Genomic DNA, 14,329 nt, shown 5'->3' on the forward strand with positions numbered 1-14,329 from the left:
ATGTAGTGAAGATCAGGCTTTGCGTTCGAGGCCGATGCTGAACAGCTCGATGAACCGTTCGGCAATCTCTGCGGCTGTGAGTGCCTCGTCGCTGCGATACCAGTGAGCGATCCAGTTCAACGCGCCGGCAATCGCGAACGCTGCCATCTTTTCATCGAACTTTCGCAGCGACCCGTCGCGCGCACCCTCGCGGATCAAGCCGCGCAGGCCCTGGTCGATCTCCGACTTGAGGCTCTTCACCTTCCTGCTCATCGCCGGGCTCAGGTCCTGGTTCTCGGCCTGAACCATGCACCAGCCGAAATCAGAGGTGATCGCCTCGGCATAGCGGGCCATCACGATGCCGAGCCGCTCGCGCGCCGAGAGCTTCGTTGAGCCGACCTCGTCGAACGCTTCCATGATCTGTCGCAGTCCCGCTCGAAAGCATTCGAACAGCAGCTGCTCCTTGTTCTGGACGTAGTGATAGACAGTCGGCTTCGTGACGTTGAGCTCAGCGGCGATGTCATCGAGCGAAGTGTTGTGATAGCCGCGCGCCCGGAACGCTCTCGCGGCCGTTTGAATGACCGCATCGCGCTTGCGTTCACGATCCCGGACACGTGAATTGACTGGCGACCACAGCGCGGTCGCCTCGGGCGTCGCGGCACTCGCGGAGGAGGGTTTCCTGACTGCGTTGTCTCTTGTCGATCGACCGGCCACTCGTGAGCTCCATCGCGGATTCGCGAAGATCATACCCGTGCATTGACGCGCTGCGCCAACCGTCCGACCGTCGCATTTGACCGGATCGGGGCGCGCTAAATATACTCACCAGTATAGTCTATACGGTGAAGTACCTTCACCGCCTTTTTGCGGCCGGCCCTGAGCCGGAGCCCCCACGAGGTGCCGCCGAGATGAGTACTGCTGCTGCGCTTGCCCGCACTGTTCCCGCCGGCACCGAGGCCGCTGATCGCGCCAACAGGCCATTGCGCTTCGTCACCGCGGCATCGCTGTTCGACGGCCACGATGCCGCGATCAACATGATCCGCCGCCTGCTGCAATCGCACGGGGCGGAAGTCGTGCACCTGGGCCACAACCGCAGCGTCGCCGAGATCGTGCGCGCGGCGATCCAGGAGGACGCGGATGCGATTGCCGTTTCGTCCTACCAGGGCGGGCACAACGAATACTTCGCGTACATGGTCGACATGCTGCGCGAGAAGGGTGTCGAGCACATTCGCGTCATCGTCGGCGGCGGCGGGACGATCGCACCCCACGAAGTCGAGGCGCTCGAGAAGCATGGCGTCGAACGGATCTATACGCCGGAAGACGGCCGTCGGCTCGGACTCGACGGGATGATCGATGATGTCTTCAAGCGTGTGAGCTCAGTGGCCCGGCCGGCATATTCCTTCGGACCGCTGAACGTCCGCGATCATCATTCGATCGCGCAGGCCATTTCCGCGCTCGAAGCGACCGGTGAGGATACGAGCGACGATCCGATCCGGCGGGCGATCGCGAAAACGAAGACACGCACCCCGGTCATCGGGTTGACCGGCACGGGCGGCGCGGGCAAGTCGAGCCTGAACGATGAGTTGCTGCAACGCTTCGTGCGTCATTTCCCCGATCGCAATATCGCTGTCGTAGCCATGGATCCAACGCGCCGACGCTCGGGCGGCGCGCTGCTCGGTGACCGCATCCGCATGAACGCCCTGTCGGCGGGCAATGTCTTCATGCGCTCGCTGGCAACGCGCCGTCAGAATCTCGCGACAAGTGCGGTGCTCAAGGATGCAATCGGCCTGCTGCGGCTTGCGAACTTCGACCTCATCATCGTCGAGACCGCCGGCATCGGTCAGTCGGACACGGAGATCACTGATCTCGTCGATGTCTCCGCTTACGTGATGACCAGTGAGTACGGTGCGGCGAGCCAGCTCGAGAAGATCGACATGCTGGACTTCGCCGATGTCATCGTGCTGAACAAGTTCGAGAAGCGTGGCGCCGAAGACGCGTTGCGCGATGTTCGGAAGCAGTGGCGTCGCAATCATCGCGAGCGTGCACAGCTCCCGGACAGTGAGCTGCCGGTGTTCCCGACGATCGCCAGCCGATTCAATGATCCGGGCGTGAACAAGCTGTTCGCGGAGCTATGTCGCCAGATCGATCGGAAGGTCCCGCCGGAAGGCAGCGCCCGCACCTGGACGGTGGGCGACGTAGGCCCGACGGAGTTCGTTTCGCGCGATCCGCTCATTCCCGCGCCCCGCAGTCGCTACCTGGCGGAGATTGCCACTGGCGGACGTCGTGCCAACGAGCACGTTGAGCGGGCAGCCGATGCTGCCCGGCGAGCGTTCGGACTCTATGAATCCCTGAGGGCCTTGCACGATGCCCGTCTGCCGGGGCCCCTGGATCGATTCGATGATGCGGCGTTGAACGAGGCGGCGGCGGATCAGACGCGTCGCCAGCTTCGCAGCGAATACAACGCCGCACTGGATGCGGTCGGCCACGAAGGCATTGGCGAACTGAAGCGCTGGCCGCAGCGCGTTCGCGGAGTCAGTGACGAGCAGTACACGTATCGCGTTCGTGATCGCGACGTGATGGGCGACAACTACACGACCTCACTGAGCGGCAACCCGATGCCGAAGATCGCGGCACCGCAGTTCCGCGATTGGGGCGAAACGCTGCGCTTCATCCTCGGCGAGAACCTGCCCGGCAGCTATCCTTACACGGCAGGTGTCTATCCCTACCGTCGCGAAGAAGAGGATCCCATCCGCATGTTCGCGGGCGAGGGTGGACCGGAGCGGACGAACCGGCGCTTCCACTATCTTGCGAAAGGCCATGGGGCCACGCGTCTGTCGACGGCCTTCGATTCGACGACGTTGTACGGCGAAGATCCCGATACGCGGCCTGACATCTACGGACGCACGGGAAATTCCGGTGTTTCCATTGCGACGCTCGACGACATGAAGAAGCTCTATTCGGGCTTCGATCTGTGCGCACCGACGACGTCGGTTTCGATGACCATCAATGGCCCGGCACCGATGCTGCTCGCCATGTTCATGAATACGGCCATCGACCAGCGCGTCGAGCGTTTCCTGCGAGCCGAGGGACGCTGGGCCGCGGCGGAGAAGCGCATCGTCGAATTGCGTCAGGGCATGGCGGACGCGGTTCCGCATTACAACGGCGACCTTCCGGAAGGCCACGACGGGTCGGGCGTCAATCTCCTGGGAATCACCAGCGATCAGCTCATCGCAGCGGGAGTGCTGAGTGCGGAAGAGCACGCGCGCCTGAGTGCCGAAGCATTGTCGCTCGTGCGCGGCACCGTGCAGGCGGACATCCTCAAGGAAGACCAGGCGCAGAACACGTGCATCTTCTCGACTGAGTTCGCGCTTCGCATGATGGGTGACGTGCAGCAGTACTTCATCGAGCGGAAAGTCCGCAACTTCTACTCGGTGTCGATCTCGGGGTATCACATCGCCGAGGCCGGCGCGAACCCGATCAGCCAGCTCGCATTCACGCTCGCGAATGGTTTCACCATCGCCGAGTACTATCTTGCGCGCGGGATGAAGATCGATGACTTCGCGCCGAACCTGTCGTTCTTCTTCTCGAACGGCATGGATCCGGAGTACGCAGTCATCGGTCGTGTTGCCCGCCGCATCTGGGCACGGGCGATGAAGGATCGCTACGGCGCGGGTGCGCGCAGCCAGATGCTCAAGTACCACATCCAGACTTCCGGTCGCTCGCTGCACGCGCAGGAAATCCAGTTCAACGACATCCGCACGACCTTGCAGGCGATGTATGCGCTCTTCGACAACTGCAATTCGCTGCACACGAATGCCTACGACGAGGCGCTGACGACTCCAACCGAGGAGAGCGTGCGCCGCGCGGTCGCGATCCAGCTCATCATCAATCGCGAGCTCGGCCTCAACAAGAACCAGAACCCCTGGCAGGGCTCGTTCTTCATGGAGTACCTGACGAACCTCGTGGAGGAAGCCGTCTACAAGGAATTCGAGTCGCTCTCGGAGCGCGGCGGTGTGCTCGGCGCGATGGAAACGATGTATCAGCGCAGCCGCATCCAGGAAGAGAGCATGCACTACGAGAAGCTCAAGCACGACGGCACGCTGCCTTTGATCGGCGTCAACACGTTCCTCAGCGAGAAGCCCGAGAGCGAGCAGGCAAAGAGCGTCGCGCTGATTCGTTCGACGGATGACGAGAAGGATTTCCAGGTGGCCGCCGTGCGTGGCTTCCAGCTGCGAAATTCTTCGAAGTCGGCTGCGGCGCTCGCGAAACTGCAGGCTGTCGCGACTTCCGGCGGCAACGTCTTTGGCGAACTGATGAATGCCGTCAAAGTCTGCTCGCTCGGCCAGATTTCCCGCGCCCTGTATGACGTCGGCGGCCAGTACCGACGCAGCATGTAAGCACCGCTACTCATCAAGTTCTCTTTCAGCCAGGCTCAGCCATGTACAAAGCCCCCCTCAAAGATCTTCGTTTCGTGATGCACAACCTGCTCGGCGATGACCAGCTGGCCGGCTTGCCAGGGCTCGAAGAGTATTCGCCGGACTTCACCGACTCGGTGCTCGAAGAAGCGGGCAAGTTCGCGGAGGAAGTGCTGCAGCCGATCAATCGCGTTGGCGATACGCGCGGCGCGAAATGGACGGCCGAGGGCGTCGTGATGCCGCCGGAGTTCAAAGATGCGTACGCGCAGTTTGCGGCTGGTGGGTGGGCCCAGCTGCGTGCGTCGCCGGAGCATGGTGGACAGGGCGCGCCGACGATGCTTGGCACCGCGGTCGAGGAGCTTTGGGCCTCCGCCAATCTTGCGTTCAAGCTCTGCCCGATGCTCTCGCAGAGCGCTGTCGAGGCGATCGAGCGTTGCGGCACGCCGCAACAGAAGGAGACGTACCTGCCGAAGATGATCAGCGGTGAATGGACGGGCACGATGGTGCTCACCGAACCGCAGGCCGGGTCGGATCTTGCGGCAATTCGCACGCGTGCGGTGCGCGAAGGCGATCACTACCGACTCCATGGCAGCAAGATCTTCATCACGTACGGCGACCACGATCTTACGAGCAATACGATTCACCTCGTGCTCGGAAGAGTCGAGGGGGCGCCGGCTGGCGTGAAGGGCATTTCGCTGTTCATCGTGCCAAAGGTCCTGGTGAAGGCGGACGGCAGCCTCGGCGAACGCAACGACGTGCGCTGCGTCTCCATCGAACACAAACTGGGCATTCATGGCAGCCCGACCTGTGTGCTTTCTTTCGGCGACAAGCAGGGCGCAGTGGCCTATCTCGTCGGCGAAGAGAATCGCGGCCTCGAATACATGTTCATCATGATGAACGCCGCACGTCTGTCCGTCGGCCTCGAAGGCTATGCGCTTGCGGAGCGTTCGTATCAGCACGCGCTGGCCTACGCACGCACGAGAGTGCAGGGCCGGCCGGGCGGCAAGAGCGGCCCAGCCGAAGGCAAGCCGCTGCCGATCGCGTATCACCAGGACATCAAGCGGATGCTCCTCACGATGAAGGGCTATGCGGACGCGGCCCGCGCCATCGCGCTCTACGCCGCCCTGCAACTCGACCTCGGTCGTCGTCACACCGACGAGTCAATGCGCGCTGCTGCACAGTCACGCGGCGATCTGTTGATTCCGATCGTGAAGGGCTGGTCGACCGAAATGGGTCTGCTTGCGACGTCGCTCGGCGTCCAGATCCACGGCGGCATGGGATTCATTGAAGAGACCGGCGCAGCGCAGTACTACCGCGACGTTCGCATCACGACCATTTACGAAGGAACGACGGGGATTCAGGCCGGCGACCTCATTGGCCGCAAGGTCGGCCGCGATGCAGGCGCCGCAATGAACGCGCTGATCGCCGACATGCTGTCCGACCTGGATTCACTCAAGGGAACGCCGATTGGTGCCGCAGCCATCGACGCTGTCCGGAAGCTGCGCGAAGCAACACAGGATCTGCTCGACGCGCATCGTCGCGGTCCGGAGCAACCGCAGGCAGTCGCCGTGCCCTATCTGCTGCTGTGCGGCTTCGCGATCGGCGGCTGGCTCATGGCGAAGTCCGACGACCTGACGCGAAAGAACGTGACCAACGACGCGGAGTTCAACCGCAGCAAGCAGCAGATCGCACGTGCGTATGTGGAGCACATTCTGCCGCAGGCGCAAGCGTATGCGGCAGTGGTGAAGTCGGGGTCGACCAGCATCGTCGACGCCGACCCGGCGTTGTTCTGATCGATCTCTACTGTGGGTCCGGCCCTGCGCTGACGCGCTGACGTCCGACTAAAGTCGGACCCACAACAAGAGAGGCGGCTCCTGTAGCATCTCCGCAATGTCCGCGCGCGAAGCTTACCCTCACCGCATCGTCTGTCTGACCGAAGAGACGACGGAGACGCTGTACCTCCTCGAGGAGGACTGGCGGATCGTCGGCATTTCCGGATTCACGGTGCGTCCCGCACGCGCCCGTCGAGAGAAGCCCAAAGTCTCCGCTTTCATCAGCGCGAAGATCGACAAGATCCTCGAGCTCGAGCCCGATCTCGTTCTGGGTTTCTCCGATCTGCAGGCCGACATCGCCGCGGAGCTCATCCGGAACGGTGTCAACGTGCATGTCTTCAATCATCGCGATGTCGCCGGGATCTTCACGATGATCCGGATGCTCGGCGGCATGGTGGGTTGCGAAGCCCGCGCGAACCAGCTGTGCGAACGTCTCGCCGCCGGATTGGACGAGATTCATGCGGCCGCGGCGCAGTTTCCAGTGCGTCCCCGTGTCTACTTCGAAGAATGGGATGTGCCCCTGATCGTTGGCAGCCGATGGGTGTCGGAACTGGTGCAGATCGCGGGAGGCGAGGAGTGCTTCCCACAATACGCGGTCGAATCGCTGGGCAAGAACCGGATCATTGCCGATGAATCCGCGGTGATCCGCGCAGCGCCGCAAATCATCTTCGGTTCGTGGTGCGGCAAGAAATTCCGGCCGCGGATCGTGCGAGACCGGTCGGGGTGGCAGGACATTCCTGCCGTGGCCGACGATGAGCTGCACGAAATCAAATCACCGATCATCCTGCAGCCCGGCCCCGCGGCGTTGACGGACGGCGTGCGCGAGATCCATCGGCTGATCGCCGCCTGGTGTCGGAAACAGGCGGACGTTCCCCATGCTGTAACACGCGCCGTCCCCCGGTAAGTCGGTCGCGGTCCGTGCGATAATCCGCGCCGATTCATTCGGAGCCCTCGATTCCCGTGTTCATTCATGCATCAGCCGAGTACGTGCCGGAGCGCGTCGTCGACAATGAGTATTTCAGCGCGCTGACAGGGCGGCCGACGACTTGGTTCGAGCAATTGACCGGCATCCGCCAGCGGCGCCGGGCTGCCCAGGGCGAGAACGCGAACACGATGGCGATCGCGGCGGTGGAGAATCTGGTGCGCCAGTCACCGGACGTCCTCCAGGGCGTCGACCTGATCATCGGCGCGTCATATACGCCGTGGGACACGATCGGGACGATTGCTCACGTCGTCCAGAAGCATTTCCGTATTCACAACGCTCGTGCGCTGTATCTCTCGACGGCCTGCTCATCGTTCATCGATGCGCTCGAAGTGGTCGCCGCGTACTTCCTGTCCGGTCGTGCTTCGAAGGCCATCGTCATCGCGGTCGAGCACAACAGCCTCTATTCGCGCGATAGCGACGACAAGTCGGGACATCTGTGGGGCGACGGCGCAGCCGCACTCGTCGTGACGAAGGACCGAAGCGGGCAGGGCATCGAGATCGTGGACGTTCGCGCCGTCGGGCGTGGCGATCTCGGTCGGGGCCCGGAAGGCATCCAGATGGTCCCGCACCAGGACGGCCTGGTGATGCTCTATGGCAAGGACATTTTCATGCATGCCTGCCGCGAAATGGTCGCGGCCGCGCAGAACATCCTGCAGGGCAACGGCCTCGACATCGATGCCGTGCAACTCGTGATTCCTCATCAGGCCAACAAGCGCATCATCGATTGCGTCACCGAACATCTGAAGATGCCGGCCGAACGTGTCGCGCTGACGATTCAGGAACTGGGCAACACAGGCTGCGCGAGCGTCGCGATCACGTATCACCGGAACTGGCAGAGGCTTGCCCGGGGACAGGTTGGAGTGATCGTGACGTTTGGCGGCGGCTATTCGGCGGGGGCGGCGTTGCTTCGGGGATGAAGAGCGAAGAGCTTAGAGTTTCACACGGAGTTCACGGAGATATGCGGAGAAGAAGCTTTCCTGCAACTCCGTGGCCTCCGTGAACTCCGTGTGAAACTCTTCCCTCTTCACGCCTTAGTCAAAGGCAGCGCCGTAGTCTCCTTGATCGGCGCCAGCGCGATCGACGAGTTGACGACCTGGACGCCGGGAAAACGCGACAGGTAGTCGAGATAGAACGCCTCGTACGCCTTGATGTCGCGGGTGACGATCCGCAGCAGGAAGTCCGTTTCTCCCAGCATCGTGTAGCACTCGAGGATTTCGGGATGCTTGCGCACCGCCTGCTTGAATTTCTCGATCGCGTCACGTCCCTGGCTCGACAGCCGCACGGTCGCGAAGACCATCACCGTCAGACCGACCGCCTCCCGATCCAGCAAGGCGACCCGCTGGCGGATGATTCCTTCCTCTTCCAGTCGCGAGATGCGCCGCCACGCCGTGGTGGCGGTGAGGCCCACCTGCTCGGCGATTTCTGCTGCGGAGGCATTGCCGTTTTGCTGCAGGACGTCGAGGATTCGCAGGTCCATGGGGTCGAGGTCGCGTTGCGTCATCTGCTGCATCATTCATTGCACGAATTGTGCGATCCTGAAAGAAGTGTTTCAGAACCGGGGGTTCCGGAGCAAGTTTTGGCAATAAGTCCGCGCCCGGCCGGGCGTAACCTGCGCAGCGGCCAGAACGCCCGAGAACCCGGCCCAGAACCCGAATGACGATCGAAGGAGTTGTGCCTCCATGCCCTCAGCTTCACGTCTGCATGTCCCGCATCCGCCCGCCCGTCCCGGCGAACAGGCGGACTTCAGTTACCTGAAGCTCGCGCCCGCGGGCAGCGTTGCCCGACCCGACACGCGCGCTCCGGCCGATCAGGTTGCACACCTCGCGACGACGCTCGTCCGCGTGCTCGACGAGAATCACCGGGCCGTGGGTCCCTGGGATCCGCATCTCGAGCCCACTGAACTTCAAATCGGTCTGCGTCACATGATGACGACGCGCGCGCTCGACGATCGGATGCAGAAGGCACAGCGTCAGGGAAAGGTCTCTTTCTATATCCGCTCCATGGGCGAAGAGGCCGTATCGGTTGCAGCGGCGATGGCGCTGCGGCCCGGCGACATGCTCTTTCCGTCGTACCGCCAGCAGGGTCTGCACATTGCACGCGGCCGCAACGTGATGGACCTGATGTGCCAGTGCCTGTCGAATTCGAAGGACATGTGCAAAGGCCGGCAGATGCCGATCATGTATCACTGGGGCGGCGGCAACATCTTCTCCGTTTCCGGAAATCTCACGACGCAAGTGCCGCAGGCCGTTGGCTGGGCGATGGCCGCGGCGATCAAGGGCGAAGACCACATCGCTGCGACCTGGACGGGCGAGGGCGCGACTGCCGAAGCCGATTTCCATCACGCAATGACTTTTGCCGCGGTCTACCGGGCACCGGTGATCATCAACGTCGTCAACAATCAGTGGGCGATCTCGACTTTCCAGGGATTCGCAGGCGGTGAGCAGCAGACATTCGCAGCTCGCGGACCGGGCTACGGCATTCCTGGCGTACGTGTCGATGGCAACGACTACCTTGCTGTCAACGCCGTTACGCAGTGGGCTGCCGAGCGAGCGCGCACAGGCGCCGGTGCAACACTGATCGAGCACGTGACCTACCGCGCCGGCCCGCACTCGACCAGCGACGATCCCTCTCGCTATCGCCCGAAGGACGAATTCAAGTCGTTCCCGCTCGGCGACCCGATCGAAAGACTCAAGCATCACCTGATCGCGCTCGGTGCGTGGTCGGAGGAGCAGCACCGGGCTCTCGAGCAGGAACTCGAAGCCCTCGTGTCGGAGCAGTGGAAGGAGTCAGTGTCCTACGGAACGATGACGGAAGGCCCGTCACTCGACCCGGACACACTCTTCGACGACGTGTTCAAGGAAGTCCCGGACCATCTCGAGCGCCAGCGCGAAGAAATGCGCAAGTTGCGCGGCGCCTAATCCGCGCTCTGGCTGACCGCTAACCGCCAACCGCTAACCGCTTCGGGATCGACAATGCCTCAAATGAACATGGTGCAGGCCCTGAACTCGGCCATGGATGTGATGCTGGGCCGGGACAACTCCGTGGTCGTGATGGGCCAGGACGTCGGCTACTTCGGCGGTGTTTTCCGCGTCACCGATGGTTTGCAACGCAAGTACGGTGAGCATCGCGTGATCGACATGCCCATCGCGGAGGGCGGCATCATCGCCACGGCGATCGGCATGGGTGTGAATGGATTGCGGCCGGTGTCCGAGATCCAGTTCGCCGACTACATCTATCCCGCGTTCGACCAGGTGGCGAGTGAGCTCGCCCGACTGCGCTACCGCACGGCCGGTGACTACTTCGCGCCGGTGACCGTGCGCGTTCCCGCGGGCGGTGGCATTCGCGGCGGCCAGACCCATTCGCAGAGCCCGGAGGCGCTGTTCGCGCACATCTGCGGTATCAAGGTCGTGATGCCGTCGAACCCGTACGACGCGAAAGGCCTGCTGATTTCGTCGATCGAAGACGATGATCCCGTGATTTTCTTCGAGCCGAAGCGCCTCTACAACGGCCCGTTCGACGGCGATCCGAACAAGCCGGCGATTCCGTGGAGCACGCATCCCAAAGGCGAAGTGCCGGACGGTCACTACAAGGTGCCGATCGGCCAGGCGGAAATCGTGCGCCCAGGTGCGGAAGTGACGGTGATCACATACGGCACGCTCGTGCATGTCGCCGAAGCGGCGGCGAAGGCAAGTGGTATCGATGCGGAAATCATCGACCTGCGCTCGATCGTCCCGCTCGATGTCGAAACCATCGCGACGTCGGTGAAGAAGACAGGCCGTTGCGTGATCGTTCACGAAGCAACGCGCTTCAGCGGCTTCGGCGCTGAACTCGCTGCGACCCTCCAGGAAGAATGCTTCTGGCACCTTGAAGCGCCGATCGAACGCGTCACCGGCTGGGATACGCCGTATCCTCACGCTTTCGAGTGGGAGTATTTCCCCGGGCAGGCGCGCATCATCGCGGCGCTGAAGAAAGTGAAGGCGGGCGTATGAGCCGTTATACCTTCAAGATGCCGGATCTCGGCGAAGGCACTGTCGCGGCCGAGCTCGTGGCCGTTCACATCAAGCCGGGCGATGTCGTCAAGGAAGAGCAGATCATCCTCGACGTGATGACCGAGAAGGCGACTGTCGAAGTGCCGGCGCCGGTTTCCGGTCGTGTGATCTCGATCGCTGGTGCTCCCGGCGACAGCATCCCGGTAGGTGCCGAGCTCATCGTGTTCGAAACCGATGCGTCCGTGAAGGAAGAGGCGGCACCCGTCGCTGCGGCAGCGCCGGTGGCAGCCGAGAAGAAGGCCGTTGCAACGAAGCGCGAAGCAGAGCCAGCCAAACCCGCAGGTCGCGTAATGGCTTCGCCGGCAACGCGTCGGCGCGCCCACGAAGCCGGCGTCGAACTGAGTCAGGTCGAAGGATCGGGCCCTGGCGGACGCATCCTGAAGGACGACTTCGAGCGCTTCGTCGAGCAGCGTACAGCGAAAGCACAGCCGGCCAGGCCGAGTGCCGCGCCGACTGGTGCGGACGTCGAAGAGGTGCCGGTCATCGGTATCCGGCGCGTCATCGCGCAGCGCATGACCCAAACGGTGCAGACGATTCCGCATTTCTCGTACGTCGAGGAGATCGACGTCACCGAGCTCGAGGCGTTGCGGATGCATTTGAACTCGAAGCTGCCGAAGGGTGCGGCTTCCTATACCTACCTGCCGTTCCTTGCGCTGGCACTCGCCCGAGTCCTGCCACAGTTCCCGCAATGCAACGTGCGCTACGACGCCGAGCGGAATGTGCTGCAGCGGTATCGCCCGTTGCACCTGGGAATCGCAACCCAGACGCCGGATGGCCTCAAGGTGCCTGTCGTGCGCAACGTCGAGCAGAAGACGCTCGCCGAAGTGGCGCAGGAAATCCGTCGTGTCAGCGAAGCCGCACGCAACAACAAGGCCACGCGGGATGAGTTGTCAGGCTCGACGCTGACTCTTACCAGCCTCGGCAAGCTCGGCGGCATCGCGTCGACGCCGATCATCAACGCGCCGGAGGTGTCGATCATCGGCATCAACAAGGCCATCGAGCGGCCGGTCGTGCTGCGGGGCGCCATTACCGTCCGCCGCATGATGAACATTTCGAGCTCGTTCGATCATCGCTTCGTCGATGGTCATGACGCCGCATCGCTGGTCCAGGCCACCAAGGAATGCCTGGAGCATCCGGCGACGATCTTCGCGACGTTGTAATCCGTATCCCCGTCACTCCCGCGAACGCGGGAGTCCATCCCGCATCCAGCATGGATTCCCGCTTTCGCGGGAATGACGAGGCTTCCCTTCCGTACGATGGCCTGCCCCCCGCCATCGTCGTATTCATGGCAGGGTGACTGGCCTCACGTTCTTTCGCGATCAGCACGGACCGCGAGGCGGCCACGCAGTCGATTCGCACGCTGCTTCGAACAACGATCAAGCCCGCAGAGCGTCGTGCTCTCGTACCAGGGCCGGTACGTGCGACATGCCGCCGCGCTGACACAGATTCTTGCCGAAGCGGCGCACGGATCGCGGCCGGATATGGACTACGAGGCAGGCGATTTCATGCGAAGCACACACCTTGGCGCTCGATCGGCTGGCTGCAAGCGCAGCTCTCCCCACCTCGCACTCGCCGTAGCGCGCACGGCGTCGTGGAAGTCGCTGGCGTGGCAGTTGCCTGCCATCGCTGCGCTTCTCGCGTTCGGGCACGAGACACGGGCGCAGACAGCGCCTGTCGACGGAAGCCTCGTCGAGATCTCGGAAATCGCCGGCTACAACGCTCTCGAGCGCGCTGCCGCCCGGGCGAACCAGGCGTCTTACAACCGACTTGCAGGCGTGTGCGGCAACGGCGTCGGTGAAGGGTGTACGGCAGGCGATCTGGTCGTCTTCGAGGAAACCCGGGAACTGGTCGAGACCGCGAACGAGCTGCTCGGCTCCGGCTCGACCCGTTACAGCCTTGGCCTCGACACACAGGGCCTGGGTTTCGCGCTGCGATGGACCGCGGCGGAAGAAATGGCGGGGCAGGGATCCGCTACGACGAGGTTCGCGGCGAGTCAGTTGTCCGCGCTTGCGACGCGGCTGTCCGTGCTGCGATGGGGTGTCTCCGGACTGCGCACGGTCAACAACGAATCGAGCGACGCGACCGACATCCGTCTCGCGGGTCTGAATCGTCCGACGCAGGGCGGCGCGAGCGCCGATGTACCGGACGACTTTCCGCGCTGGGGTTCGTTCGTCGACGGCAGCTTCGGTTATGGCTCGAAGGACCCGACGGATCTCGAAGACGCTTTCGATTTCGACGGCAGCGAGGTCACCATAGGCGTCGACTATCGGTTCACGCCATGGCTCGTCGCAGGTGTCATGGTCGGTTATTCGACCAAGGAGATCGACTTCGACTCCTCGCTGAGTATCGTCGATGGCGGCATCAAGTCGGACGGCTTCAGTGGCCTGTTGTTCGGCATGCTGGAGGGTGAAAGGAGCTACCTGTCGGCGTCAGTCGGCATGCAGAGTCTCGCGCACGACACGACACGCCGCATCACGTACCCCTCTTTGAATCCGACCGTCGCTTCCGCTGACAGCACGGCCCGCAGCAGCGCGGACAGCTCCGCGATTCTCGCCACCCTCAATGCCGGCTATTCGTTCCGGTTTGGCGCCTTCTCAGTCGATCCGGTCGTGGACGTCGTCTACTCCGATACGACCATCGACGGCTTCACTGAAACGTCCACCAGCAACATCAACCCGGGCACCGGCAACGACCCGTTCAACCTGCAGGTCGGCGAGCAGTCGATCGAATCCTTCGACGTCGCGCCGTCGCTCAAGATGCAGTACGTGTTCACCCCCAGTTTCGGCGTGCTGATTCCGTATCTCGTCGGTCGCTACCACTTCGAGCTGTCGGACGATGCTCGCGTGATCTCAGCGCGGTACGCCGATGCTCTTGGGCAGCTCTTTGCCGTGGAGGGGACGGATTTCGCCGTGAGTACCGACGTTCCGGACGACGAGTACTACACGCTGGCCGGCGGATTCAGTTTCGTGCTGCCGCACGGTTTCAACGGTTTCGTGCAGTACCTCGAGGTCTTCGACTACGAGGCTTACTCGGATTCAGTGATCACAGCCGGCTTCCGATTCGAATTCTAAG

General features: G+C 62.8%; 10 protein-coding genes. 8 read left to right on the forward strand and 2 right to left on the reverse strand.

Annotated elements, in window-relative coordinates; translation table 11 throughout:
- Positions 1-12 precede the first annotated feature (12 nt).
- The gene (locus tag HNQ60_RS04340; RefSeq protein WP_221304002.1) at positions 13-693 is read right to left on the reverse strand and encodes a TetR/AcrR family transcriptional regulator; all 681 of its coding nucleotides are present in this window, start codon (positions 691-693) and stop codon (positions 13-15) included.
- A 191-nt stretch (positions 694-884) separates the two neighbouring features.
- Between HNQ60_RS04340 and HNQ60_RS04345 the strand changes: the two genes are divergently transcribed.
- From HNQ60_RS04345 to HNQ60_RS04360, 4 genes are all read left to right on the forward strand, one after another.
- Positions 885-4,373: a methylmalonyl-CoA mutase family protein gene (locus HNQ60_RS04345; protein ID WP_184329773.1), complete on the forward strand. Its 3,489-nt coding sequence runs from the start codon at positions 885-887 to the stop codon at positions 4,371-4,373.
- Positions 4,374-4,414: 41 nt separating this feature from the next.
- Positions 4,415-6,184, forward strand: coding sequence for an acyl-CoA dehydrogenase (locus HNQ60_RS04350; protein ID WP_184329774.1), 1,770 nt, complete (start codon positions 4,415-4,417; stop codon positions 6,182-6,184).
- Positions 6,185-6,281: 97 nt separating this feature from the next.
- A complete protein-coding gene (locus HNQ60_RS04355; RefSeq protein WP_184329775.1) occupies positions 6,282-7,127 on the forward strand; it encodes an ABC transporter substrate-binding protein in 846 nt (281 codons plus the stop codon).
- A 56-nt stretch (positions 7,128-7,183) separates the two neighbouring features.
- Positions 7,184-8,125: a 3-oxoacyl-ACP synthase III family protein gene (locus HNQ60_RS04360; protein WP_184329776.1), complete on the forward strand. Its 942-nt coding sequence runs from the start codon at positions 7,184-7,186 to the stop codon at positions 8,123-8,125.
- A 107-nt stretch (positions 8,126-8,232) separates the two neighbouring features.
- On the opposite strand, the gene HNQ60_RS04365 is transcribed toward HNQ60_RS04360, so the two are convergent.
- Positions 8,233-8,718, reverse strand: coding sequence for an Lrp/AsnC family transcriptional regulator (locus HNQ60_RS04365; protein ID WP_184329777.1), 486 nt, complete (start codon positions 8,716-8,718; stop codon positions 8,233-8,235).
- Between the two features lie 169 nt (positions 8,719-8,887).
- Between HNQ60_RS04365 and HNQ60_RS04370 the strand changes: the two genes are divergently transcribed.
- The 4 genes from HNQ60_RS04370 to HNQ60_RS04385 all read left to right on the forward strand — a co-directional run bounded on the left by HNQ60_RS04370 (position 8,888) and on the right by HNQ60_RS04385 (position 14,328).
- Positions 8,888-10,126: a thiamine pyrophosphate-dependent enzyme gene (locus tag HNQ60_RS04370; RefSeq protein WP_184329778.1), complete on the forward strand. Its 1,239-nt coding sequence runs from the start codon at positions 8,888-8,890 to the stop codon at positions 10,124-10,126.
- 54 nt (positions 10,127-10,180) lie between these two features.
- Positions 10,181-11,197, forward strand: a complete 1,017-nt coding sequence (locus HNQ60_RS04375) for an alpha-ketoacid dehydrogenase subunit beta (protein WP_184329779.1) — start codon at positions 10,181-10,183, stop codon at positions 11,195-11,197.
- Entirely contained in the window at positions 11,194-12,417 is a 1,224-nt protein-coding gene (locus HNQ60_RS04380) for a dihydrolipoamide acetyltransferase family protein (protein WP_184329780.1), read from the forward strand. Before HNQ60_RS04375 ends, HNQ60_RS04380 begins: the two co-directional genes overlap by 4 nt.
- A gap of 234 nt (positions 12,418-12,651) precedes the next feature.
- On the forward strand, positions 12,652-14,328 hold the full coding sequence (locus HNQ60_RS04385; protein WP_184329781.1) for an autotransporter domain-containing protein: 1,677 nt from the start codon (positions 12,652-12,654) through the stop codon (positions 14,326-14,328).
- The last annotated feature ends 1 nt before the right edge of the window (position 14,329 follow it).

This window comes from Povalibacter uvarum (assembly GCF_014202975.1).
In the GTDB taxonomy this organism is placed as follows: Bacteria; Pseudomonadota; Gammaproteobacteria; order Steroidobacterales; family Steroidobacteraceae; genus Steroidobacter; species Steroidobacter uvarum.

Bases quoted from the DNA above. Each gene is read 5' to 3' on its own strand.
- HNQ60_RS04375 (WP_184329779.1), top strand. From the start codon at position 10,181: ATGCCTCAAATGAACATGGTGCAGGCCCTGAACTCGGCCATGGATGTG.
- HNQ60_RS04345 (WP_184329773.1), top strand. From the start codon at position 885: ATGAGTACTGCTGCTGCGCTTGCCCGCACTGTTCCCGCCGGCACCGAG.
- HNQ60_RS04365 (WP_184329777.1), bottom strand. From the start codon at position 8,718: ATGCAGCAGATGACGCAACGCGACCTCGACCCCATGGACCTGCGAATC.
- HNQ60_RS04350 (WP_184329774.1), top strand. From the start codon at position 4,415: ATGTACAAAGCCCCCCTCAAAGATCTTCGTTTCGTGATGCACAACCTG.
- HNQ60_RS04380 (WP_184329780.1), top strand. From the start codon at position 11,194: ATGAGCCGTTATACCTTCAAGATGCCGGATCTCGGCGAAGGCACTGTC.
- HNQ60_RS04370 (WP_184329778.1), top strand. From the start codon at position 8,888: ATGCCCTCAGCTTCACGTCTGCATGTCCCGCATCCGCCCGCCCGTCCC.
- HNQ60_RS04355 (WP_184329775.1), top strand. From the start codon at position 6,282: ATGTCCGCGCGCGAAGCTTACCCTCACCGCATCGTCTGTCTGACCGAA.